The organism is Amycolatopsis sp. NPDC114484, assembly GCF_055633755.1.
The window spans coordinates 45,857-68,713 of sequence record NZ_JBVKDQ010000031.1; the positions used below are offsets into that span (position 1 = coordinate 45,857).

Here is a 22,857-nt window from a genome sequence, read left to right on the forward strand (position 1 = left end):
CTCCGGGCGTCAGCGGCGCTTCAGCAGCTGTGCCAAGTGGACACCGCGCACTCCGGCCAGCTGATCGGCTTGCGTGCGGCAGGAGAAACCGTCGGCGAGGAACACGGCGCCCGGGTTGTCCCGCAAGGCCGGGAGCAGCGCATTCTCCGCTACCGCAACGGAAACGTCGTAGTGCCCGCGTTCCATGCCGAAGTTCCCGGCCAGACCGCAGCAGCCCGAGAGAGCGTGCAATTCCGCTCCGGTGGCCGCGAGCAGGGCTTGGTCGGCCTCGAAGCCCATCACCGAGTGATGGTGGCAATGCGGCTGCGCGACCACTGTGACGCCGGACAAGTCGGGTGCTTGCCAGTCTTCTGTCTTGGCGAGCAGCTCGGCGAGAGTGGTGACCGCGGCGGAGACCGTGGCGGCGTCCGGATCGCCGGGGAACAGGTCCAGCAGATCGGATCGCAGGACGGCGGTGCACGACGGTTCGACGCCGACGATCGGGAGCCCGGCCTGTGCGTAGGGGCGCAGCGTGTGCACCAGATCGCGGAGCTTCCGGCGAGCGGTGTCGAGCTGACCGGTGGTGATCCAGGTGAGCCCGCAGCACGGCCGTCGCGGCGGGACGAGCACGCGGTATCCGGCTTCGGCGAGCACCGCCGCCACCGCTTCGGCGACCTCGGTGTCCATGCCGTCGGAGAAGGAATCCGCCCACAGCACGACTTCCGGCCCCTCCTCGCGGATCCGTCGCCGGGACCGGGTGAAGGGCTGGCGGGCGAACCTCGGCGCCCGGCGGCGAGTGTCCACTCCGGACAGTGCTAACAGGACCTTCTCGACCGGACGGAGCGACAGCAGGGCGTTGACGACGAGCGGGCCGAGCACCGGGATTCGGTGCAGCAGGCGGATCCAGTCCGGCAACCGGCCCAGCGTGTAATGCGATACCGGACGGATCTTGTGCCGGTATTTCCGGTGCAGAGCTTCGGATTTGTACTGCGCCAGGTCCACTCCAGCCGGGCAGTCGCTGCTACAGGCCTTGCAGGACAGGCAAAGATCGAGCGATTCACCCACCGCGTCGTCCGACCAGCCCGACACCAGCGAGCCGTTCGCGACCTCCTGCAGCACCCGGGCACGGCCGCGCGTGCTGTCCTTCTCGTCGCGAGTGGCCAGATAGGACGGGCACATGAAGCCGCCGGCCGACCGGTTGTCAGCGCGGCATTTCCCGACTCCGACGCAGCGGTGCACGGCGCGGGTGAAGTCGCCGCCGTCGTGCGCGAAGGAGAACCCGCCCGCGACGACCGGGAGCGGATGTGCTTGCGGGCGGCGGAGATCGGCGTCGAGCGGGTGCGGCCGGACGACGACGCCCGGGTTGAGGAGGTCCTCGGGATCGAAGAGGTTTTTGACCGCGCCGAACAGTTCGATCGTCTCGGCCGAGTACATCTTCGGCAGCAGTTCGCCGCGCGCCCGGCCGTCGCCGTGCTCGCCGGAGAATGAGCCGCCGTAACCGACGACCAGATCCGCGGCGGCGGCCATGAACGCGCGGAACACCGACGCGTCGCGTTCGAGCGGCAGCCCGAGCCGGACGTGCACGCAGCCGTCGCCGAAGTGGCCGTAGGGGAGTCCTTCGAGACCGAATTCGTCCAGGAGAGCGTCGAAATCCCGCAGATACGCGCCGAGCCGTTCGGGCGGGACTGCGGCGTCTTCCCACCCAGGCCACGCCTGCTCGCCGGTCGGGGTCCGGCCCGCCAGCCCGGCTCCGTCCTCGCGGATCCGCCACATCGCGGCGGCCTCAGCGCCCTGGGCCAGCACGACGTGGTCGAGCGCCTGGGAATCCGCGACGAGCCGCTCGGCGTTGTAGCGTGCCTCGGCTTCCGTCTCGCCGCCGACCTCGATCATCAGCCAGCCGCCGCCGTCCGGGAGCGCGGGCACATTGCCGCGATGGTGGCGCACGAGATCGACCAGCCGCGCGTCGAGCCCTTCGACGGCGAGCGGCCGGTGCGGCAGCAGTCCGGGCACGACGTCGCCGGCCGTCGCCATGTCCGGGTAGCCGAGCACGACCAGCAGCCGCGCGGGGGAGATGTCGACCAGGTCGACGGTCGCCTCCAGCGTGACCGCGAGGGTGCCTTCGGTGCCGACCAGCGCGCGGGCGAGCGACCGGCCGTTCTCCGGCAGCAGGTGTTCGAGCGAGTAGCCGGAAACCTGACGGCTGAACCGGCCGAATTCGGTGCGCAGCAAGCTGAGCCGGGTCCCGATCAGCTCGGCGAGGCCCGGCACCGCGTCGGACGGACCAGCGGTGAACTGCCGTCCGGTGCCGTCCACGACGCTCAGCTCGCGGACGTTGTCCGCGGTCCGGCCGTAAGCGATCGCGTGCGGGCCGCAGGCGTTGTTGCCGATCATGCCGCCGAGCGTCGCGCGGGCGTGCGTGGACGGGTCGGGACCGAAGCGCAGCCCGTGCGGCGCGGCGGCGCGCTGGAGGTCGGCGAGGACGACGCCGGGCTGGACGACCGCGGTCCGCGCTCTCGAGTCGAGATCGGCAATCCGGTTGAGGTGCCGCGAAAAGTCGATGACCACGCCCGGTCCGATCGCGTTGCCGGCGACCGACGTGCCCCCGCCGCGACTGGTCAGCGGGACCCCGTGCCGGCGGGCGATCTCGAGGGTCGCGAGGACGTCCTCGGTCTCCCTCGGCAGCACGACCACCTGCGGGACGACCCGATAGTTGGACGCGTCGGCGGAGTACTCGGCGCGACGGCGGACGTCGGCGTGCACCTCGCCGCGGACGTTCGCGCGGAGGTCGGCGAGCAGATCGGTTTCGGTGGGCATCCCGGCCTGAATTTAGGTGTTTGAAACAGTGCCGTCAATCCGTACGCTGACGCGATGACCTCGCGACGGAGGGGACCGCCGCCGGAGCTGGCTCGGGTGCGGCGGGTGAGCGTGGTGGATTCGCTGGTCGAAGAGATGACCCGGAAAATCCTCGGCGGCGAATGGCCTCCCGGTGCCGCGCTGCCGTCGCTGCGGCATTTCGCGGCCTCGGCCGGGGTGTCGATGCTGACCGTCCGCGAAGCAGTCCGGACACTGCAGGCGCGCGGCTGGGTCGAGACGCGCCAGGGGATCGGAACGTTCGTGCTGGAACCTTCGGCGGCCCGGTTCGTCCCGTGGCAGCTGGGCGCTTCGGACGTGACGGAGTATCGCGAGCTGGTCGAGGCCAGGGAGGCGATCGAATCGACCGTCATCGCCTTGGCCGCCCGCCGCCGGACCGCCGCCGAGCTGGCGGTTCTGACGGATTTGGTCGACCGGATGGCGGCGGTTCTGACCGACCGGGACCGTTTCCTGGAGGCGGACGCGGAGTTCCACGTCGCCCTGGCCGAAGCCGCGCACAACCGGATCCTGCTGCGCAGCATGCTCGCGATCCGCCTCCCGCTGCGCCGCCTGACGGCCGACCGGCTCCTCGAGGAACTCACCGAACACGGCGACCTTTCCCGGTCGTGGGAGGACCACCGGACGATCGCGTCAGCGGTCCGGACGGGGGTCGCGGAGCCGGGATGCGCCGCACTGGCGCGGATCGCCGCGCGGGCCAGGTCCTATGTGGACTCGATGCTGCCCGGGTAACCGGGCCACTGACGACGACGCCGGGAGGTGATCGAGGTGGCCGCGCACGTGGACGACGAGCTGTGGACGGAATTCCACCGGGTGGTGAGACCTCGCGGAAGCTGGCCGACTGGCTGCGCACCCGGGAAGCCGCAACGGAGACGGGGCCGCTTCCGGACCAGGTGGGGTCTGCTACCGGCCGTCAGGTGCTGTCGATCCCGGGCAAACGCAAGTCGGACGTGAACGAGAGGGATGTCGAGGTGATGCGCGATGTGGTGGACCGGGTGCACGCCTCGCGCCGGGACGACCTGGAGCCCGTGACGGGGGACGCGGGGTGGCGGCAAGGGCTGATGTCGCTGGGACATGATCCGGTGAAGCGGGTGCGGGACTGATCCGGCCGGGGTCGACGGGGCGTCCGCGCGGGTTGCGGTGTGGCTGGTTGCGGAGCGCTGAGGTTGGGGAGGTTTGTCTCCTGCGGAGGGCCTTGGTCGCTGTTGGAGAGGCTTAATGCGACGTTTGGTGCGGGGGGACGCACCGAATGCGTTGCAAGTAGCGGATGCCAGGTTGGAGCGAGTGGGGCGGGGTCGAGGCCGGTGCTCGGCGGGCTTGGCGAGGTTGAGCCCCGCGCTTGGCGGGCCTGGCGAAGGTTGAGTTCGCTGCGCTTGCGCCCGGTGAAGTTGGCTTTCGCGAGCTTGGTTCCGGGGGAGTCTGGCTTCGTGCTCGCGTCGGCGAGGTCGGGGTTCACGGAGGTGGCTGCGGCAGATCGTGGCTTCGTGCTCGCATCGGCGAGGTCGGGTTTCGCGAGTCTGGCTCTGGCGGAGTGTGGCTTCGCGGTTGCGTCGGTGAAGTCGGGTTCGCGAGTCTGGCTGCGGCAGAGCGTGGCTTCGCGGTTGCGTCGGTGAAGTCGGGTTTCGCCAGCCTGGCCGCAGCGGACCGTGGCTCATGGCCTCCCGCAAGTCAAGCCTCGTCCCCTGTAGCAGCTTCCGCCACGCTCGGCTCCCGGCGGACGCCACTCCGCTGCCGCCATCGGCCCCGGCAAAACCAGCCCAGCCGGTCGTGAGCCCCCGGCCTCGGTGCGCCCCCGGGACGCACCGAGGCCCGGGGTTCTTCCCCTCGGCCGGTGGTTCGTGGTCAGCCGCCCGCCATGGCTCCGATGATCAGGAACGGTTCGGCTCCGGACAGGACCGGGGCGGGCAGTGCGGTGTCCGGGGCGGTGTTCGACAGGTCTTCCTCACAGGCGAAGAACCGGACGAACGCCCGGCGTTTGCCGGTGGTCATGTCGCGGACCGTGCCGCGCAGTTGCGGGTAGGCGCGTTCCAGTGCGTCCAGCAGGGAGTCCCGCGTCGGCGGGTCCTCCACTGGCAGCTGGATCTCGCCCTCGACCTTCGCCAGGCGGCGCAGGTGCGTGGGCAGCTTGACGCGGACGACGGTGGTCATCGCAGGGTCTGCACCTCGACCGAGCACACCGCGGGGAGGTCGCGCACGATCGGGGCCCAGCTCTCGCCCGCGTCGTTCGAGGCGTAGACCTGGCCGCCGGTGGTGCCGAAGTAGATGCCTGCCTCGTCGAGGGAGTCGACGGCCATCGCGTCGCGCAGGATGTTCACGTAGCAGTTTTCCTGCGGCAGGCCGTTGGTGAGCGGTTCCCATTCGCCGCCGCCGGTGCGGCTGCGGTACACGCGCAGCTTTCCCTCCGGCGGATAGTGCTCGGAATCGCTGCGGATCGGGACCACGTACACCGTTTCCGGTTCGTGCGGGTGCACCGCGATCGGGAAACCGAAGTCGCTCGGCAGGTTGCCGCTGATCTCGCGCCAGTGCTCGCCCGCGTCGTCCGAGCGCATCACGTCCCAGTGCTTCTGCATGAACAGCACGTCCGGGCGCGACGGGTGCAGGGCGATCCGGTGCACGCAGTGCCCGACCTCGGCGTCCGGGTCCGGGATGCCCTCGGAGTGCAGGCCGCGGTTGATCGGCTGCCAGGTTTCGCCGCTGTCGTCGCTGCGGAAGGCGCCCGCGGCGGAGATCGCGGCGAACATCCGCTTCGAGTTCCTCGGGTCGAGGATGATGGTGTGCAGGCACAGCCCGCCCGCGCCCGGCTGCCAGCCCGGCCCGGACGTGTGCTTGCGCAGCCCGGTCAGCTCCCGCCAGCTCTTCCCGCCGTCGGTGCTGCGGTACAGCGCCGCGTCCTGCGCGCCCGCGTACACCGTGTCCGGGTCGGTCAGCGACGGTTCCAGGTGCCAGATCCGCGTGAACTCCCACGGCTTCGGCGTTCCGTCGTACCAGAGGTGCTCGCCCGCCCCGCCCTCGTAGACGAACTCGTGGTCGACCTGGTTCCAGGTCTTCCCGCCGTCGTCGGAGCGCTGGATCAGCTGGCCGAACCACGACGTGGACTGCGACGCGTACAGCCGGTCCGGGTCCGCGGGCGAGCCGGCGAGGTGGTAGACCTCCCAGCCGCCGAAGTGCGGGCCGTCGACCTCCCAGCGCGTGCGGCCCTCGTCCGAGGTGAGGATGAACGCGCCCTTGCGGGTGCCGACCAATACTCGAACTCCAGGCATGCTTTCTCCCTGACAACGGGCTGTGACCTGGTTCAACCTAACCTCGCCAGCCGGGAGCCGCCTCTCCATTCTTGCGCTCCCTCCGACGCCAGAGGAGGCAGCGCGACCAGCACCGGAGGCGACCACGCGGGCGCGACGTCCAGCCGGACGTCCTGGCGCAGCGGCACCGGCCCGCCCCGGATCCGCACCGGGCGGGCGGCCGAGCCGACCGCCTGCACGCTCGGCGCGAGCTGCGCGCGCGGATCGCCTGCCGACGGCAGCGCGCAGGCCAGCAGCCGGTAGGTGCCCGGCGGCACGTCGACGAGCGTGAACTCCAGATCCGGCCCGAGCAGCGAGCCGCTGACCGGGACGCCGCGCGCCGACGACCCGGCGAACAGCCCGACGTACACCGCGGGCGCCCCGTCGAGCGCGGCGACCGAGGCCGGGCTCAGCAGCGCGCGGCCGGTGACGGCCCCGCCCGCGCAGTCCGGGCCCGCGACCCGCACCGGCTCCGGCGGGTGCTCGGCGAGCAGCCCGGGCAGCTGCCGGAACCGGTGCGGGCTGACCCCGACCGCCGCGGTGAACCGGGTGGTGAAGGTGCCCGGCGCGGAGAACCCGACCTCGTGGCAGATGTCGACCACCTTCTCGCCGGTGTCCAGCAACAGCTCCTTGGCGAGCTGGAACCGTTGCGCGGCAAGGAATTTCCCCGGCGGCAGGCCGATCTCCCGCTCGAACGCGCGCGCCAGGTGGAACGGGCTGTACCGGACGTGGTCGGCCACGTCCTCGAGCGTGAGCCGCCGGGTGCGTCCGGCGGCCAGGAACCTCGCCGCCTCGAGCACGGCGTCCCGCATGTGCCCACCTCCTCGGATGTGCCGCCATGGTAAATCGGGGGACCGACAATTCCGGGCGGCAGCGGTCGCCGAGGTCGCGGACGACTGTTGAGCGCGGGCAGCCGACGCAGGCGAGCACGTAGCCGTCCGCCATCTGCTGCGGAGCGAGGCTGTTCGGCTGCTTCATCGCGACGTCTCCCGAACGCAGCCGAACAGGCATTCGCCGCAGCGGCCCACGGTGCACGAGTACGGCATCGGCAGGCCCGCAGCGAGGCTGGCGTCGAACAGTGTGCCGCCCGGTTCGACCGTGGCCGCGTCAACGTTCTCGACCGGCATCTTAAGGAAATGCCGTGGCCGAGGAGCGTTTCGCGGCCTCCGTCGAGACGGTCGAGCTGGTTCAGCATGATCGCCGCGCCGGGGCGGCCGATGGCGGCTTCCAGCTCGTCGGCAGTGGTCAATCCGGCCAGGTGCGAAACCGATGTTCAACCGGGATCGGCCGCAGTGGTTGCTCATTCCGGGGGTTACTCGGCTGCTTTGGCGTTCTTGCGCTGGTTGGCGTTGAAGCGCGCCTTCTTCTGCCGGTTCCCGCACGTGTTCATCTCGCACCATCGACGGGTGCGGCTCTGGCTGGTGTCGAAAAACGCGGCCTGACAGGTAGGTGAGGCGCACAAGGCGAGCTTTCCGTCGCGTTCGCCCGAGATGATGCTGATCGCGTCGGCGGCGATCACGCCGAGGGCGTCTTCGACGGCGGTGGCTGAGCTGAGTTGCCAGCGCCGTTCGCCGTCGGGCGTCAGGACGGCCGAGGCGTGGCCCTGAGCGCTGCGGTCGTTGATGACCTTGACGGCGGACGCGGGGAGGGCTTCGTGGAGCGCGGCCGCGGTCGCGGCGGCGTGAATCGATTCCCGCAGTTCCCGGGCGAGTTCGAGCTGGTCAGTCGTGCAGGAGTCCACGGCGAGGCCGCTCACCGCCAGCCAATCGGCGAGCCGCTGCGGGGTGGGAATGCGCTCGACGGCGTCGCCGGAGCGTTCGGTCAGCGTCGCGGTGAAGCTGGTCGCGAGCACGGCGCCGAGGCGGAAGTCAGGGAACGCGGCAGGCATGGAACCAGCTTAGCCGGTTGCGCTCGGACGCGGGCGACTGCTAGAACCGTCTTAGCCGGTTCCACCCTGACCGAGGAGGACTCATGACCGCTCTGACCAGCGATGTGCAGGCATTCGAAGCCCGCGCGACGGACGCCGACCTCGACGATCTGCGGGCTCGGCTAGCCGCGGCGAGGTTTCCGGAGGCCGAGACAGTGCACGGCCCCCGCCGATGGGATCAGGGCGTTCCGCTCGCCGACCTCGTCGATCTCGTGCACTACTGGCGCACCGAGTACGACTGGCGGTCGTTCGAGGAGCGCCTCGACCGGATCGGCCAGTTCCGCACGGTCATCGACGGTCTGGGAATCCACTTCCTGCACCGCCGGTCCCCGCGACCGGATGCCACTCCGCTGATCGTGACGCACGGGTGGCCGGGCAGCGTCGCGGAGTTCGTCGACGTCGTGGACGCATTGGCGGATCCGGACGACCCCAGCGCGCCAGCGTTTCACGTCGTGATTCCGTCGCTGCCGGGTTTCGGGTACAGCGACAAACCGACGACTACCGGATGGGGGACGGAAAAGATCGCGGCCGCGTGGGTAGAGCTGATGGGGAAGCTCGGGTACCGCGAGTTCTTGGCTCACGGCGGCGACTGGGGCGGCAATATCACCACGGTTCTCGCTGGCCGGTTTCCGGAGCATGTTCTTGGCGTACACACGTTGTTCGCCGAGGGACCGCCTGGGTTGCCGACGGACGGGCTGACGGCGGACGAGCGCAGGTGGACCGAGGAGACCCGCCATTTCTGGCGGCATCGCGCGGCGTATGCGAAGCAGCAGGCGACGCGGCCGCAGACCATCGGGTACTCGCTCGTCGACTCGCCGGTCGGGCTTCTTGCCTGGCTCGTGGACAAGTTCGCGGAGTGGTCGGACACTGAGGACAGTCCTTTTGAGACTGTTTCCCGCGATCGCGTTCTGGACGACGTCACGTTGTACTGGCTGACCCGGTCCGGGGCGTCGGCGGCCCGGATCTATTACGAGAGCCACAATTCGCTGGATCCGGAGCTTCGGGTGGACGTTCCGGCGGCGGTCACCATGTATCCCCGGGACACCGAGAAGACCCCTCGGCCTTGGGCGCGGGAGCGGTTCCGGCAGATCGTCCGGTGGCGGGAGCCGGAACGGGGCGGGCACTTCCCGTCGTTGGAAGTGCCGGAGTATTTCGTCCAGGACCTGCGGGAGGGGCTCGCCGCGGTGCTGCGGGGGTGACAAATGGCAGGGGTCCGCCGCGACCTCGGCTGGTGTGGTGAATCAGCAACTCCGATCCGAAGAGGAGAGCTGAATGCGAAAGACCATGCCGATCGCTCTTGCCGCCGCGGCACTGGCAGGGGTGGTGTCGGCGGCGCCAGCGTCGGCTGAGCCATTGCGGTGGGGCGCTTGTCCGGGCGGTGGTCAGCTACCCGGGTTGCAGTGTTCGGCGGTGGCCGTTCCGCTGGACTACCGGCATCCGGACGGGCGGAAGATCGATATCGCGGTGTCCCGGCTGTCCGCGGCGAAGACGGAAAAGCGACGCGGTGTGCTGCTGGTCAATCCCGGCGGTCCGGGCCTCGCCGGGCTGCGCGTCCCGGTGGTGCAGCCGTTTCCGCAGGCGGTGCGGGACAGTTACGACATCGTCGGATTCGACCCGCGCGGAATCGGTTCCAGTGCGGGGCTGACCTGCGGGCTGAACGACGCGGACAAGGCGGTCGCGGCCAATCCGCCTTATCCGCACAATCCGGTGGAGGTGGCGAAATCGGCCGCGCTGGCGGAGCGGATCGCCAAGCAGTGCACCAGTTCGGAGACTGCCGATCTGGTGCCGTTCATCACCACCGCCAACACTGCGCGCGACCTGGACCGGGTGCGGGAAGCCTTGGGCGAGCCGAAGATTTCCTATTACGGGGAGTCGTACGGCACTTACCTCGGGGCGGTGTACACGACGCTGTTCCCGGAGCGCAGTGACCGGGTTGTCCTGGACAGCAGTTTGCCGCCGGAGGGATACGACGTCGAGGCGCTGCGGGCGCAAGGCATGGGGTTCCAGTCGCGGTTCCCCGACTTCGCGAAGCATGCCGCTGAGCACGACCAGGAATACCGCCTCGGTGCCACGCCGGCGGCGGTGACCGCGAAGTACTTCGGGCTGGCCGATCGGCTGGACCGGAGGCCGGAGTCCGGGTTCGACGGGACGGCGTTCCGCGGCTTCACGTCCGGGGAGCTTCGCAATGACAACAGTTTCACAGAGCTTGCCACGTATTGGCATCTGCTCGATACGCGTCAGCCGCTTCCTGGAACGGCCGCGGCCGGAGCCGGTGATCGCGGCAGCTTCCCGGTCGGCTATCTCGGGGTGATCTGCGGGGATTCGCAGTGGCCGACGTCGGTGCGGACCTATCAGCGCAACGTCGAGATCGACCGGACGCGGTATCCGATGTACGGCGCTTACACCGCCGATGTCCGGGCGTGCGCGTACTGGCCCGCGCCGGCGGAGCCGAAGGTGCGGATCACCGGTGACGGACCGGCGAACGTGCTGATGGCGCAGAACCTCCGCGACCCGGCGACGCCGTTGCCCGGGGCGCTGCGCACGCGATGGGCGTTCGGCGGCCGGGCTCGGATGGTCACCGCCGACCAGGGCGGGCACGTCGCTTACGGCGCGGGTGCGAACAAGTGCCTGAACGACACCGCGACGGCTTACCTGGTCGACGGACATTTCCCGGCACAGGACCGATTTTGCCCAGCCGAGCGGTCTTGACCACCGTCTGTGAGGGGAACCCTGAGGGAATCAGATTCCGTCAGGGTTCCCCTCACGGACATTCGGCGGCGAAGATGGGGGCGAAGAACGCGGCGAGTTCGGCAGGTGCGGTGAGCGGAAGGACGTTCGCGACGTACTGGTCCGGCCGCACCACCACGACCGCGCCGTCGCGCGAGATGCCCCGGGTGGCGAAGATGTCGTCCGCCGAATCTGCCGCGTAGACCTTCTCGTAGTCGATCAGGGAGAAGGGGCCGGTGCGGGGGAGGAAGACCTCCGGGACCTCGCCGAGATCGACGTCCTCGTACGGCCCGGGGTAGATCACCTTCACATCGAACCAGGCGTCGGAGTCCAGGTTCTTCGGAGTGTGAGCGACCACCGGGGAGTCCGGCGAGGAACCCAGCCAGTCCGCGAATTCGGTCGACGAAGCGGGCGCGGCTGGAGCGAACACGTAAATGCGCCACCGGCCGTCGGCCTGCGCATGGTGTCCTAAGTGGACCAGATTGGCGTCGCAGACCCGTATGACGGGAGCCGATTTGAAGCGTTTGCCGATCGGGAACCCGGTTGCCAGGTCCTGGTGTTCTGGCGAGGCGATGAGCACCGACGGCTGATAACACGTCATGAACCCGGACGGGAACTCGAACGTCTTCACATAGAACTCTTCCAGCTCCGCCGGATCGGCCAGGTCCTCCGGCCGGGTCGCCATCAGCGTCGACCATTCCTTGTCGAAATCGATGAGGTTCTTCGCGATCAGCTGGCGTTCCGCGGAGTAGGTGGCCAGCAGCGAAGCGGGGCCGCGGCCGTCCAGGACGTGGCCGAGTTTCCAGCCGAGGTTGAACCCGTCCTGCATCGAGACGTTCATGCCCTGTCCGGCTTTCGCGCTGTGCGTGTGGCAGGCGTCGCCGGTGATGAAGACGCGCGGCAGGCGATCGTCGCCGACCGGAACGTCGTCGAATTTGTCGGTGAGGCGGTGGCCGACCTCGTACACGCTGTGCCAGGCCGCGTTCTTCACGTCCACAGTGTAGGGACGCATGATCGCGTTGGCGCGCGCGATGATCTGGTCGATCGTCGTCTTCCGGACGGCTCCGCGGTCGTCCTCGGGCACCTCGCCCAGGTCGACGTACATCCGGAACAGCGCGCCGCCTTCGCGGGGGATCAGCAGGATGTTGCCGCCGTCGTGGGACTGGATGGCGCATTTCGTGCGGATGTCCGGGAAATCGGTGACGGCGAGGACGTCCATCACGCCCCACGCGTGCAAGGCCTGATCACCGACGAGTTCGCGGCCGATCGACTCGCGCACCGCACTGCGTGCGCCGTCGCAGCCGACCACGTATTTGGCCCGGACAACGCGATCCTCGCCGGTGCGCGGCCCGACGGTATGGCGCAGCGTGACGGAAACCGGATATTCGTCGCCCTCGGCAATGGTCAGCGACTGGAATTCCAGGCCGAAATCGGGCGTCATCCGGCTCGGGGAGTTCGCCATGTACTCGGCGAAATAGTCCTGCACCCGCGCCTGGTTCACGATGAGGTGCGGGAATTCGCTGATCCCGGTGGGATCGTCGGGCACGCGCGAGGACCGGACGATGCGCTTCGGATCGGCGGGATCGGGCTTCCAGAAGGACATCGTGGTGATCCGGTACGCCTCTTCGACGATCCGGTTCGCGAAGCCGAACGCCTGGAACGTTTCGACGCTGCGGGCCTGGATCCCGTCCGCCTGGCCGACTTCGAGCCGTCCGCCGCGGCGTTCGACGACGCGCGTGGCGACGTTCGGGAACCGGGACAGCTGCGCGGCGGTGATCATGCCCGCCGGGCCGGTGCCCACGATCAGCACGTCGACCTCGTCCGGCAGTTCCGCGGGCCGGTCGATCCCGGTTCCGGCGGCGGGGAGGACGCGCGGTTCGCCGGAAACGTAGCCGTGGTGGTGGAACTGCATAAGTTTCCTCACTTCGCTGTGAGCACCGGGAGCGCGGTGAAACTCCAAGGGGACCGTGTTCGATAATAGAACTCGTTGTTCAATTATTGAGTACATCGATGCTAAGGTGGGCCGCTCCGGTGCACAAGACCCCGCGGGGAAGGACCGAGTCGTGACGGAAGCCAAGCAAGCGGCCGGGTCGCAGACGTTGTCGCGCGGGCTCACCGCGCTGGAAGTTCTCGCCGAGGCCGACGCGCCGCTGTCGATCGGCGAGCTGGCCTCGCGGCTCGGGCTGCACCGGTCGATCACCTACCGCATCGTGCGCACGCTCGAAGACCACGGTTTGGTCGTGCGCGGCGCGAACGGCGAGCTGGAGCTGGGAGCGCGGCTGGCGGCGTTGGCGCGCAACGTTTCCCGCGATCTGCAGTCGACCGCGTTGCCCGAGCTGACCGTGCTCGCGAACGAACTGGGCATGACGGCGTTCCTCGCGACGCTCGACGGCGAGGATTCCGTCGTCACGCTGGCCAGCGTCGAACCGCGACAGGCGGCAGCGGCGGTGGCGCAGCGGCCGGGCAGCCGGCATCCGATCACCGACGGCGCACCGGGCCGCGCGATCCTGCAGCAGCTGCGCGGGGAGAAGGCGCCGTACGAAACCAGCCATGACGAGGTGATCCCCGGCCTGTCGTCGATCGCGGTGCCGCTCGCGGTGCCCGGGCAGCATCCGGCCGCGCTGGCTGTGGTGTATCTGACCGGCCCGGCTGATATCTCTGCGATCGGCGGTCGGCTGGCGCAGGCGGCGCAGGTGATCCGGGCCGAACTGCATCCGTAGTGGACGCGGTGGACAGCGGCTGGGCTCCGGAAGCACGATGGCGTCCGTGGTACAGACGACGCGCTTCGCCCGCTTCCCGCTCGGACACTTCCCGACCCCGCTCGAACCGCTGGAACGGCTCACCGCGCGGCTGCGCGAACGCCATCGGGACGTACCGGACCTCTGGATCAAACGCGACGACTGCACCGGTTTGGCGACCGGCGGCAACAAGACGCGCAAGCTGGAATTCCTCCTCGGCGACGCACTGGCGCGGGGTGCCGACACGCTGATCACCCAGGGCGCGACGCAGTCCAACCACGCCAGGCAGACCGCCGCGGCCGCCGCGCGCGCCGGGCTGAGCTGCAAGCTGCTGCTGGAACAACGCCAGGTGCGCGACGAGGAGTACGAAAACTCCGGCAACGTGTTCCTCGACGAACTGCTCGGCGCGGCGATCGTGGACCGCGTACCGGCCGGAACTGATATGTCAGCGGCGATGGAGACGGTCGCCGAGAAGCTGCGCGCGCAGGGACGGCGGCCGTACGTGATCCCGGGCGGCGGGTCGAATCCGATCGGCGCGCTCGGGTACGTCCAGTGCGCGCTGGAGCTCGAGGCCGCGCCGATTCCGGTCGACTGGGTCGTGCACGCGACCGGCAGCACCGGCACGCAGGCCGGGCTCGTCGCCGGGTTGCGCGCCGTGCACAGCCCCGCCCGGGTGCTCGGCGTCAGCGTCCGGCAGCCGGAAGCGCGGCAGATCGACGCGGTGCACGGGCTGGCCAGCAGGACCGCCGAGCTGATCGGCACCGAGGTTTCCCGCGACGACGTGCTGGTGGACGACCGCTGGGTCGGCGAGGGCTACGGCGTGCCCACTCAGTCCATGGTGGACGCGGTGCGGCTGCTCGCCGAGACCGAAGGAATACTGCTGGACCCGGTGTACTCGGGGAAGGGATTCGCCGGCCTGCTCGGCGAGATCGGGGAAGGCCGGTTCTCCGCGACCGACACCGTCGTTTTCGTGCACACCGGCGGCGCGGTGGGGCTGTTCGGCTACCGGTCGGCCTTCCAGTGATCGCGGGCATTCTCGGCGGAATGGGTCCCGCGGCGACTGCGGAGTTCTACGCGAAACTGGTCGCGCGCACAGCCGCGGAGCGCGATCAGGACCACTTGCGGGTGGCGATCTGGGCGGATCCCACGGTGCCGGACCGGGTCGCCGCCGTGCTGGACGGGAGCACCGACCCATATCCGGCTTTGCTCGCCGGGGCGGAAAAACTCCGCGAGCTCGGCGCGACGGTGATCGCGATGCCATGCCACACCGCGCATTTCTTTCTCCCGAGGCTGGCCGAGGACAGCGGAGTGCCCTTTGTGGACATGATCGCGGAAACAGCGAGCTTCCTCGCCGGACGCGCGGGGCCGGTCGGGCTGCTCGGCACTCGCGGGACGATCGCCGCCGGGCTGTACCAACAGGGAGTGCCCGGGATCGAGTGGGCGCTGCCGTCCGAGGCGGGACAGCGGGAGGTCGGCGCGGCGGTCGCGGCGGTGAAGCGCGGTGACCTGGTCAGCGGAGCGGCACATCTCCTCCGGGCACTGGCGGACGTCGACGCGCCGTTGACCGTGCTGGCCTGCACGGAACTTCCGCTGGCGACGAGGCAGGCGACCGGGGTGCTCGATCCGACGGACCTGCTCGCCGACGCGGTGATCCGCGCCTGCGGCGGAAAACCGGTCGACGCCCGGGGCGTCCGCCTGACAGAGTCGGGCCATGACTGATCTGCTGACCGCCGCGGATGTACTTCTCATGCAGGAACTCGCGCAGCGGATCACGGCCATCCGCCAGGATCTCGTCAACAGCGACGCGGCCTACGGCGAATTGGCTTGGAACTGGGGCAAAGGGCATGCCGCGCAGGGCGCGAGCTGGGTCCGCCGGCTGTGGTTCGCCGGCGACGACCTCGTCGCGTGGGGCTGGGCGCAGCTGCCCCGGAGCGTGCGGCTCAACGACGGCTCAGTCAAAGACGTCACGGGTGCTTATCTGGCATATCAGGTCCATCCCGAGCACGCCGCGCTGGTCGACGAGGTGATCGACTGGTTCGACGCCACCGCGGACGGCCTCGAACGCACTGTGCTTCCCGGGGCGGCCGACAAGTTCGGCCTGGAACGCTGGGAAGCGCACGGTTACCTGCCCGATCCGGACAGCCTCGGCGACACCGGATCCTGGACGCAGCTGAACGAACGCGACCTCGAAGTGCTCGAAACGCCGGTGCTGCCAGACGGATTCCGCTTCCGCACCGCCGCCGAAGCCGGACCGGAAGCGACTGTCCAGGCTCATGTGGACGCCTGGGGCGTGACCGCGTACACGCTGGAAAGCTACGAGGGCGTCCGCGCGACCCCGGCGTACCGCGGCGACTTGCACATCCTGGTCGAAGCACCGGACGGGACGATGGCGGCGTCCGCGATCATGTGGCTCGACGAGGCGAACAAGACCGTCGAATTCGAGCCGGTCGGCACCCATCCGGACTACCGGCGGCTCGGGCTGGGCCGCGCGATGCTGCTGCACGGCATGGACCGCGCGCGGGCGGCCGGAGCCACCCACGCGACGGTCGCTTGCCTTGGCGCGCCTGGACATCCGTCGGCGCGGGGGCTGTACTACAGCGTCGGGTTCAGCGAGATTTCCCGGGATGTGCCGCTGCTCAAGCCCGCGTGACGCGCGGGTGCACCCGGCAGTTGGTGTGGAAGTACCGCGCCGGGCCGTGCTCGAAATCGTAGATCGCGACTGACTGGGCGTCTTCAAGCGGATCTGTCGGCGGCATGAGGAAAAGCGTTTCGCTCACCGGAAGCAGTTCGTACTTTACGCGGTCCGGTTTCCGGAGGAACTCGGCCTGCATCGGGTCGATTGTCAGCGTCGCGTACAGCTTTCCGGCTTCGGCGGACACCTCGTATCGCGCGCCGGGCCGTTCGTAGACGCCTTCGTATTTTCCGATGTCGAGGCTTATCGCGGGGTCTGGTGCGGGCAGCGGCGGGATAGTGTGCTCGGTCAAGATTTCAGTGAACACGGTGCGGTAGAAGCTTTCCCGCGGACCGCCATTGGTCAGCATCGCGACGGCGGCGTTCGACTCCGGCAGGATCCGGAGCCGGGAGTTCTGCCCGACAGTGCTGCCGTCGGACGCGTAGACGGTTTCGCCGTTCCAGTCGCAGACGATGAGGCCGAGCGCCCATTCCGGACCGAACATCAGCGGATCCGGGACCGGAACTCGCGAATTCTTCATTTCCCGGACGAGTCTCGCCGAGAGCACGCGGTTTCCGTTCGGCGCCACGCCGTCGTTCAGCAGGACCTGTGCCAGCGCGAGGACTTCGCCGATCGTCGACGTGATGCCGCCGCCCGGGCCGTACGCGCGCGGCAGGTAGTCGATCGGGGTCACGATCGGGCCCTCGGCCGGGGAGCGGGTCAGGTGCCCGGTCGCCGCCCGGGATTCGTCCGCCTGCTCGGGCCGGGTGTTCGTGCTGGTCAGGCCCATCGGAGCGAAGAGCCGGTCCCGCATGACGTCGTCCCAGGGCTTCCCGTCGGCTACTTCCAGGATCCGCGCGAGGACGGCGTAACCCAGTGCCGCGCTGTAGCCGTGGGTGTGGCCGAGCGGGAAGACCTGCGGCGCGCCGGCGACGTTCTCGACCATCCGCTCGCAGACGTCGTCGCCCTCGCCCGGGTCGCCGTAGGATTCCTCGATCCCGTTGGTGTGGTTCAGCAATTGCCGCGGCGTGACCCGCGCGCTGGCCACCGGATCGGCGACCGCGAAGCCGGGAAGATACGCGCGGACGGGCCGGTCGAGATCGGCCCTCCCCTCGTCGACGAGTTGCAGGAACGCCAGCGCGGTCCAGGTTTTGGTCATGGAGCCGCATTGGTAGACGGTGCCGGTCGTCGCGGGTTCCGAGGTTTCGACGTTCTTGACGCCGGCCGCGAATTCAGTGCGCTGTCCGTCGCGGAAAATGCCGATCGCGGCGCTCGGGATTCCGTACTCCGCCAGGAGTTCGGCGAGCCGCGGCGCGTCGAAGGTCATCGCGCGAGACCGACGGCGTTCGCGGCGTCCGCTTCGAAGTATTCCGTGGTGGCGTAAGGGCTGGCATGGGCTTCGAAGAACTCCCGGAGCCCTTCGACGGAGTCATGCGTGAGGACGTTGACTGCCTTGGCCCCGTCGGTGCTCGCGATCGCCAGCTTCCACTTCGCGCCCTGGGGGAGCTGGGCGTGCGCCTTCTTGAGGCTGCTCCAGAACTTGCTGTGGTCCGAGACCGCCGACACGGCCAGCACGTGCGTCATGAATTCTTCCTCCCTTTCCGAATGAGGAAAAGCTACGTTGCGTTTTAGGGTGCGTCAACACTGCTTGTTCACATATCACCAGCTCACAGCAAATTATTGCAATGAGTCTGTGGATAAATGCAATTACTGGTTCTCGGCCGTTGCAATGTACTGTGGACGAATGCACGAGACGGCGCGCTGATGCCGGGGGACCGGCTGACCCGCGAGGAGCGGGTGCGGATCGAAGCCTGGCTGTCCGAGGGGCTCGGGTATGCGGAGATCGCCCGGCAGCTCGGCAGGCCGACGTCCACGATCAGCCGCGAGGTCGCGCGCAACAGCGTGACCGGTGTCTACGTCGCGGACGACGCGCAGGAGACCGCTGGGCGCCGGGCTCGCCGTCGCAAACCCGTTCGGCCCGCCGCGCCGGTTCACGACGGTTTCCTTTCCGAGGCCGCGCGCGGTTTTGTCGACGAGTTCGCGACGCTGCTCGCCGCGACCGGCCTGCCGCGGATGACCGCGAGAGTGTTCGCCTGCCTGCTGATCGCCGACGGACTGACCTCGGCGGACCTCGTGCGCAGGCTGCGGGTCAGCCCGGCGTCTGTGTCGAAGTCGATCGGCCACCTGGAAACCATGGCGCTGGTGCTGCGCCGCCCGGAGCCAGGCGGTCGTCGCGAGTGGTACTCGATAGACGACGGCGCCTGGCTGCGGGCGTGGCGGGCCGACACCGACGCGCACGGCCGGATCGCGTCCGCCGCGCGCCGCGGCATCGACCTCTTCGGCGCCGACACTCCCGCCGGCGCCCGGCTCGGAGAGATGGGCCGGTTTTTCGGCAGGCTCAGCGAGCAGATGGGAGACAGCAACCTCGCGGAGACGGTCGGATACGACGCGTTGACCGTGGTCGCCGCGCTGGTGCAGGCCGGACGGCCGGTCGCGCTGGACGCGTTGGCCGCCGCGCTCGGCTGGCCGCGGGACCGGGCGAGGGCCGCCGCGGAGGCGCTCCGGTGCCGCCCGGCGATCGCTGATCCGCTGGTCTTGCGGGTCGCCGGGGCCGAAACGTATTGCCTGGCCGTGCGGGACGATCGGCTCACTGCGGAGCAGCGCGCGGCGCTCGAAAGGTGAGCCGCGGTCAATGCGCTGGCAGCTCAGGCTGTCCCATCCGCAGCGCGCCGAACTTCGCGGAAGTCCGGACCGCGTCGAAGCCGTAGCCGATCATCGCCGTTTCATACTCCCGCAGTGCCGGGAGGAGATCGGTGCCGGCCTCGGTGAGCTTCGCGGCGAGCAGTTCGGCGTCGCGCAACGCGGTGTTCGCTCCGACGCCGATAGCTGGGCTCATCGCGTGGATCGCGTCGCCGAGGAGGGCCACCGAGGTGGTCGGCCAGGGCTTGATCGGCACGCTGGTGCGCATGAAAATGGGGAACAGCGTTTCGGGGTCGGCGAGGGACAGCAGTTCGCTCGCTTTCGGATTCCACTCGCGGGACAGGGAAACCGTCAGGTCCCGCAACTCCAGCCCGGTGGCGGCGCGGAGTTCGTCGTCGGAATACGGCAGCAGTTCGGCGCGGGCGGCGAGCAAGCACATCACGTAGTCGCTGGTGTCGGTGAGACCCGGCAGCGGTGCGGGCCGCCGGGCGTGGACCGGGGCGATCCCGACGTGCAGGCGGTCCGGGCCGGCGAGCCCGCGGTAGATCCCGAACCACTCGTCGGGGATGAGTTCGGCGGTCTCCCGGGTGAGCGGGAAGCGGCCGTACATGATGCGGATGCCGGTGTCGGCCACGCGCGCGTGCGGCAGATATTGCCGTCGGATCACCGAATTCACGCCGTCCGCGGCGACCAAGACGTCGGCGGAGACGGTGGATCCGTCGGCGAAGGTCGCGGTGACGCTGTCGTCCACGCGGTATCCAGTGCACTCGCGGCCGAACTCGACGACGTCGTCCAGTCCCTGCAAGAGGATCTCGCGCAGCGTGAGGCGGTTGATCGAGACATTGCGCTCGACCGGCTCCGCTGGCTGCGTCCCGTTGAGGTAGTTGGTACGCGAGGGCGTCGAACTGGCATCCCACACCGCCTGGCTGAGCCTCGCCGGGAGCAGCCGGTCGAGCGCGTCGAGGCCGTGGGAGTCGATCCGCAGGCGATACCCCTGCAACCGGCCGACCGCTGAGATATCACGCTCGCGGACTGTGACGGCAACCCCGGCGCCGTGCAGTCCCTGGGCGAGCGCGAGCCCGCCGACGCCGGCGCCGATGATCAGGACGCGAAGTTTTCCGGGCACAGCGAATTCCCCTTCTGGATACGGAGCGAGGGGACGTGCTGGACGCACCGGGGAGGTGCGGGTACGAGCGCTGCGCGCCGCCCGGACTACCTGCCGGGCTGTGGCTTTCGACGTCCTCGGCCACGATAGCTTTTTCCGGAAGCGGATTGTCAAGGGCCGATTTCCGCCTAGGCTGGACGCCATGTGCGCGACCGGGCCGGAGATCCGCGGGATCCGGGTGGAACTGCTGACCGCCCCGGACTGCCCGAACGCCGAGGCGGCCCGGTCGCTGGTGACCGGCTGCCTCGCCGAGAGCGGCCTCGACGCGGCGATCGTCGAACGCGTCGGCCGGTACCGCTCGCCGACGATCCTGGTCGACGGGATCGACGTGATGGGGACGGCCGGGTCTGTCGCGGGGGACGCTTGCCGGCTCGACGTGCCGACCCGGGAGCGGGTGCTCGCCGCGTTGGCGGCCCGGGGCTGAGTTCTTGCCGACGGTGCGGTGAAGAACCGACCGGAACCGGCAGTCTTTCGTGAGCGGCAACCACATTCTCGGACGGAACAAGCCGCGCTAGGCAACATTACATCTGTAATGTAGCATCGGCCCCAATGGAGCCGAGGAGGTGCGGATGAGCCGGTCCGGAACCCCGGACGACCCGACCGGGACGAAGCTCGCCCTGCGCCGGGCGGCGGTCGGCGTGGTCGCTTCGGAAGGGCTGCGCGGCCTCACCTACCGGGCGGTCGCCTGCGCGGCGGGCTGCACCACCGGCGCGGTCCAGCACCATTTCTCCTCGATCGACGACCTCCTCCAGTCCTCTTTGGACCTCGTGCTGGAGGAAAGCGCGGAGAACGGCCTGATCGGCGCCCGCACCGGCGTCTACGCGGACGGTCCCGAGGTGCGCCAGCGGTTCCGGGACAGCGCGGATCTGCAAGTGTTCCAGTATCAGCTGGTCGTGGAATCGGCGCGACGGCCCGAATTGCGGCCGATCGTCCGGCGGCTCTACGACGGCTATCTCGCCGCGGTCGGCAAGGAGCTGTCGGCAGGCGGAGGGCTGGCCCAGCTCGTCTTCTACGCCCTCGACGGAATGTTCCTGCACCAGGTGGCGGACCCGGACGTCGATCCGGGCCCGGCGCTCGAAGCCCTGCGCGGCCTGCTCGCGGCCGAACCTCGCCCCGGAGACAACTGAACCGGCACCATCCCGGCCCCGGCAGCGCGGGTCCGCGAGGGGAACCCTGAGGGACTCTGAGTCCTTCAGGGTTCCCCTCACGGGCGACGGCAGGCGGGGCGGGATGGTGCCGTTTTGCTTTGCGGGACAAGGGTTTCGCTGAAACTTGGGTGTTGACTTAATCAACACCTGGGGTCAGACTCGGCGCATCCCCGAACCCGCCGACCCGAAAGGCGTACCGATGCCCGACACCGCCGCCGCGACCCTGCTGATCGACGGCCGCTGGCAGTCCGCCCCGGCGACGTTCGACGTCGTCGACCCCGCGAGCCTCGCCGTCCTCGGCCAGGCCGCCGACGCGGGGCCCGAACAGGCGCGGGACGCACTGGCCGCGGCCGCGAAAGCCGCCCGGGGCTGGGCGGACACCGACCCGGAGACCCGCAGCGGCCACCTCCGCGCCGCGGCCGCCGGAATCCGGGCGCGGCAAGGCGAACTCGCCGCGTTGCTCAGCCGCGAGAACGGAAAGCCGCTCGCCGAGGCGAACGGCGAACTGGCCGGAGCCGCCCGGATGCTGGAGTGGGCCGCCGAAGAGGGCCGCCGCGCGTACGGGCGGGTCACCCCGGCGAACGCGGCCGGTCCGGGGCTCGTGCTGCGCGCGCCGGTCGGTCCGGTGCTCGCGATCACGCCGTGGAACTTCCCGGCCAGCATGCTGATCCGCAAGGTCGGCCTCGCGCTCGCGGCGGGCTGTCCGGTCATCGCGAAACCGGCCGAGCAGACCCCGCTGATCGCCACCGCACTGCTGGAAATCGTGCAGGACACCGGATTGCCCGACGGCGTGCTGCAGTCGCTGACCACCGCCCGGCCCGCCGAACTCGTCGGCGAACTGCTGGCCGACCGCCGCCTGCGCAAGGTCAGCTTCACCGGCTCCACCGAGGTCGGACTGGGCCTGCTTCGCCAGACCGGCGATATCCTCCGCCGCACATCGCTCGAAATGGGCGGGCACTCTCCGGCGATCGTGTTCGAGGACGCAAATCTCGAAGCCGCCGCGGCGGGCGTCGTCGCCGGGAAGTTCTTTAACGCCGGGCAAAGCTGCACCGCGGTGAACCGGTTGTACGTCCACGAAAGCGTCCGCGACGACCTGCTTTCCTTGATCGAGAAGAAAACTGCCGCGCTCAAGGTCGGCCGAGGTGACGCCGAAGGCACCAATATCGGGCCGCTGATCGACGAAGCCGGGCTGGCGAAGGTGGAAAACCAGGTCGCGGACGCGGTCGGCAAGGGCGCGCGCGTGCTCGTCGGCGGCAACCGGTGGACGGATTCCGCGCTGCCGGGCCATTTCTTCGAGCCCACCGTGCTGGCCGACGTCACCCCGGACATGCTCATCAGCCACGAGGAAACGTTCGGCCCGGTGCTCGCGGTGGCCGCCTTCCGCACCGATGACGAAGCCGTCGAATTGGCCAACGCCACCGATTACGGCCTCGCCGCATACGTGTTCGGCACCGATCTTCGCCGCATCTGGCGCACGCTCGACCGGCTCGACTTCGGCGTGCTCGGCGTCAACGACCCGGCACCCGTGCGCCCGGAACTTCCGTTCGGCGGCCAGAAGAACTCCGGCCAGGAACGCGAAGGCGGGGCCGAAGGCATCGACGCCTACACCGAGACCAAAGCCGTCGCTCTGCGGTTCTGAACCGCTCCCCGAAAGGA

21 protein-coding genes and 1 pseudogene are annotated in these 22,857 nt (G+C 69.5%); 12 read left to right on the plus strand and 10 right to left on the minus strand.

Features of this window, described 5'->3' with window-relative positions:
* Window positions 1-9: 9 nt before the first annotated feature.
* On the minus strand, window positions 10-2,793 hold the full coding sequence (locus ACZ7SW_RS40925; protein ID WP_470235741.1) for an FAD-binding and (Fe-S)-binding domain-containing protein: 2,784 nt from the start codon (window positions 2,791-2,793) through the stop codon (window positions 10-12).
* A gap of 54 nt (window positions 2,794-2,847) precedes the next feature.
* On the opposite strand from ACZ7SW_RS40925, the gene ACZ7SW_RS40930 reads away from it, so the two are divergent.
* Together ACZ7SW_RS40930 and ACZ7SW_RS40935 are read left to right on the plus strand one after the other, a co-directional pair.
* Window positions 2,848-3,579 carry a FadR/GntR family transcriptional regulator gene (locus tag ACZ7SW_RS40930; RefSeq protein ID WP_470235742.1) on the plus strand — a complete coding sequence of 244 codons (732 nt, stop codon included), beginning with the start codon at window positions 2,848-2,850 and terminating at the stop codon, window positions 3,577-3,579.
* A 48-nt stretch (window positions 3,580-3,627) separates the two neighbouring features.
* A pseudogene (locus ACZ7SW_RS40935) lies at window positions 3,628-3,950 on the plus strand (DUF3140 domain-containing protein).
* A gap of 739 nt (window positions 3,951-4,689) precedes the next feature.
* Here ACZ7SW_RS40935 and ACZ7SW_RS40940 read toward each other — a convergent pair.
* The 5 genes from ACZ7SW_RS40940 to ACZ7SW_RS40960 all read right to left on the minus strand — a co-directional run bounded on the left by ACZ7SW_RS40940 (window position 4,690) and on the right by ACZ7SW_RS40960 (window position 8,013).
* A complete protein-coding gene (locus ACZ7SW_RS40940) occupies window positions 4,690-4,995 on the minus strand; it encodes a MoaD/ThiS family protein (protein ID WP_470235743.1) in 306 nt (101 codons plus the stop codon).
* Window positions 4,992-6,107, minus strand: coding sequence for a WD40/YVTN/BNR-like repeat-containing protein (locus tag ACZ7SW_RS40945; protein ID WP_470235744.1), 1,116 nt, complete (start codon window positions 6,105-6,107; stop codon window positions 4,992-4,994). Before ACZ7SW_RS40945 ends, ACZ7SW_RS40940 begins: the two co-directional genes overlap by 4 nt.
* 32 nt (window positions 6,108-6,139) lie before the next feature.
* The gene (locus ACZ7SW_RS40950; protein ID WP_470235745.1) at window positions 6,140-6,937 is read right to left on the minus strand and encodes a helix-turn-helix domain-containing protein; all 798 of its coding nucleotides are present in this window, start codon (window positions 6,935-6,937) and stop codon (window positions 6,140-6,142) included.
* A 162-nt stretch (window positions 6,938-7,099) separates the two neighbouring features.
* Window positions 7,100-7,252, minus strand: a complete 153-nt coding sequence (locus tag ACZ7SW_RS40955) for a 2Fe-2S iron-sulfur cluster-binding protein (protein WP_470235746.1) — start codon at window positions 7,250-7,252, stop codon at window positions 7,100-7,102.
* A 185-nt stretch (window positions 7,253-7,437) separates the two neighbouring features.
* Window positions 7,438-8,013, minus strand: a complete 576-nt coding sequence (locus ACZ7SW_RS40960; protein ID WP_470235747.1) for a CGNR zinc finger domain-containing protein — start codon at window positions 8,011-8,013, stop codon at window positions 7,438-7,440.
* A gap of 83 nt (window positions 8,014-8,096) precedes the next feature.
* On the opposite strand from ACZ7SW_RS40960, the gene ACZ7SW_RS40965 reads away from it, so the two are divergent.
* Together ACZ7SW_RS40965 and ACZ7SW_RS40970 are read left to right on the plus strand one after the other, a co-directional pair.
* Window positions 8,097-9,251, plus strand: coding sequence for an epoxide hydrolase family protein (locus ACZ7SW_RS40965; RefSeq protein ID WP_470235748.1), 1,155 nt, complete (start codon window positions 8,097-8,099; stop codon window positions 9,249-9,251).
* Window positions 9,252-9,462: 211 nt separating this feature from the next.
* The gene (locus tag ACZ7SW_RS40970; protein WP_470235749.1) at window positions 9,463-10,761 is read left to right on the plus strand and encodes an alpha/beta hydrolase; all 1,299 of its coding nucleotides are present in this window, start codon (window positions 9,463-9,465) and stop codon (window positions 10,759-10,761) included.
* Window positions 10,762-10,813: 52 nt separating this feature from the next.
* Here ACZ7SW_RS40970 and ACZ7SW_RS40975 read toward each other — a convergent pair whose 3' ends face one another.
* Window positions 10,814-12,691, minus strand: coding sequence for an FAD-binding monooxygenase (locus ACZ7SW_RS40975; RefSeq protein ID WP_470235750.1), 1,878 nt, complete (start codon window positions 12,689-12,691; stop codon window positions 10,814-10,816).
* Window positions 12,692-12,842: 151 nt separating this feature from the next.
* Here ACZ7SW_RS40975 and ACZ7SW_RS40980 point away from each other — a divergent pair, with 151 nt between their 5' ends.
* The 4 genes from ACZ7SW_RS40980 to ACZ7SW_RS40995 are packed head-to-tail and all read left to right on the plus strand — an operon-like array spanning window position 12,843 to window position 16,167.
* Complete coding sequence (locus tag ACZ7SW_RS40980) at window positions 12,843-13,499, plus strand: IclR family transcriptional regulator (protein ID WP_470235751.1); 657 nt, start codon at window positions 12,843-12,845, stop codon at window positions 13,497-13,499.
* A gap of 37 nt (window positions 13,500-13,536) precedes the next feature.
* On the plus strand, window positions 13,537-14,541 hold the full coding sequence (cuyA, locus tag ACZ7SW_RS40985) for a D-cysteate sulfo-lyase (protein WP_470235752.1): 1,005 nt from the start codon (window positions 13,537-13,539) through the stop codon (window positions 14,539-14,541).
* The gene (cuyB, locus tag ACZ7SW_RS40990; RefSeq protein WP_470235753.1) at window positions 14,538-15,236 is read left to right on the plus strand and encodes a cysteate racemase; all 699 of its coding nucleotides are present in this window, start codon (window positions 14,538-14,540) and stop codon (window positions 15,234-15,236) included. The genes cuyA and cuyB overlap by 4 nt, the downstream gene beginning before the upstream one ends.
* The gene (locus tag ACZ7SW_RS40995; RefSeq protein WP_470235754.1) at window positions 15,229-16,167 is read left to right on the plus strand and encodes a GNAT family N-acetyltransferase; all 939 of its coding nucleotides are present in this window, start codon (window positions 15,229-15,231) and stop codon (window positions 16,165-16,167) included. The genes cuyB and ACZ7SW_RS40995 overlap by 8 nt, the downstream gene beginning before the upstream one ends.
* Here the strand turns inward: ACZ7SW_RS40995 and ACZ7SW_RS41000 are convergent.
* Window positions 16,154-17,515 (minus strand): serine hydrolase domain-containing protein, encoded by a 1,362-nt coding sequence (locus ACZ7SW_RS41000; protein WP_470235755.1) that lies wholly within the window; start codon window positions 17,513-17,515, stop codon window positions 16,154-16,156. The two genes, ACZ7SW_RS40995 and ACZ7SW_RS41000, sit on opposite strands and share 14 nt — an antisense overlap.
* Window positions 17,512-17,772, minus strand: coding sequence for a hypothetical protein (locus ACZ7SW_RS41005; RefSeq protein ID WP_470235756.1), 261 nt, complete (start codon window positions 17,770-17,772; stop codon window positions 17,512-17,514). The genes ACZ7SW_RS41000 and ACZ7SW_RS41005 overlap by 4 nt, the downstream gene beginning before the upstream one ends.
* Before the next feature lie 180 nt (window positions 17,773-17,952).
* Here ACZ7SW_RS41005 and ACZ7SW_RS41010 point away from each other — a divergent pair, with 180 nt between their 5' ends.
* Entirely contained in the window at window positions 17,953-18,870 is a 918-nt protein-coding gene (locus ACZ7SW_RS41010) for a GbsR/MarR family transcriptional regulator (RefSeq protein ID WP_470235776.1), read from the plus strand.
* Between the two features lie 7 nt (window positions 18,871-18,877).
* Here ACZ7SW_RS41010 and ACZ7SW_RS41015 read toward each other — a convergent pair whose 3' ends face one another.
* A complete protein-coding gene (locus tag ACZ7SW_RS41015) occupies window positions 18,878-20,014 on the minus strand; it encodes an FAD-dependent oxidoreductase (RefSeq protein WP_470235757.1) in 1,137 nt (378 codons plus the stop codon).
* A gap of 181 nt (window positions 20,015-20,195) precedes the next feature.
* Between ACZ7SW_RS41015 and ACZ7SW_RS41020 the strand changes: the two genes are divergently transcribed.
* The 3 genes from ACZ7SW_RS41020 (at window position 20,196) to ACZ7SW_RS41030 (ending at window position 22,840) form a co-directional block, all read left to right on the plus strand.
* Entirely contained in the window at window positions 20,196-20,477 is a 282-nt protein-coding gene (locus ACZ7SW_RS41020; RefSeq protein WP_470235758.1) for an alkylmercury lyase, read from the plus strand.
* Between the two features lie 145 nt (window positions 20,478-20,622).
* The gene (locus ACZ7SW_RS41025) at window positions 20,623-21,180 is read left to right on the plus strand and encodes a TetR/AcrR family transcriptional regulator (RefSeq protein ID WP_470235759.1); all 558 of its coding nucleotides are present in this window, start codon (window positions 20,623-20,625) and stop codon (window positions 21,178-21,180) included.
* A gap of 220 nt (window positions 21,181-21,400) precedes the next feature.
* Entirely contained in the window at window positions 21,401-22,840 is a 1,440-nt protein-coding gene (locus ACZ7SW_RS41030; RefSeq protein WP_470235760.1) for an NAD-dependent succinate-semialdehyde dehydrogenase, read from the plus strand.
* Window positions 22,841-22,857 lie beyond the last annotated feature (17 nt).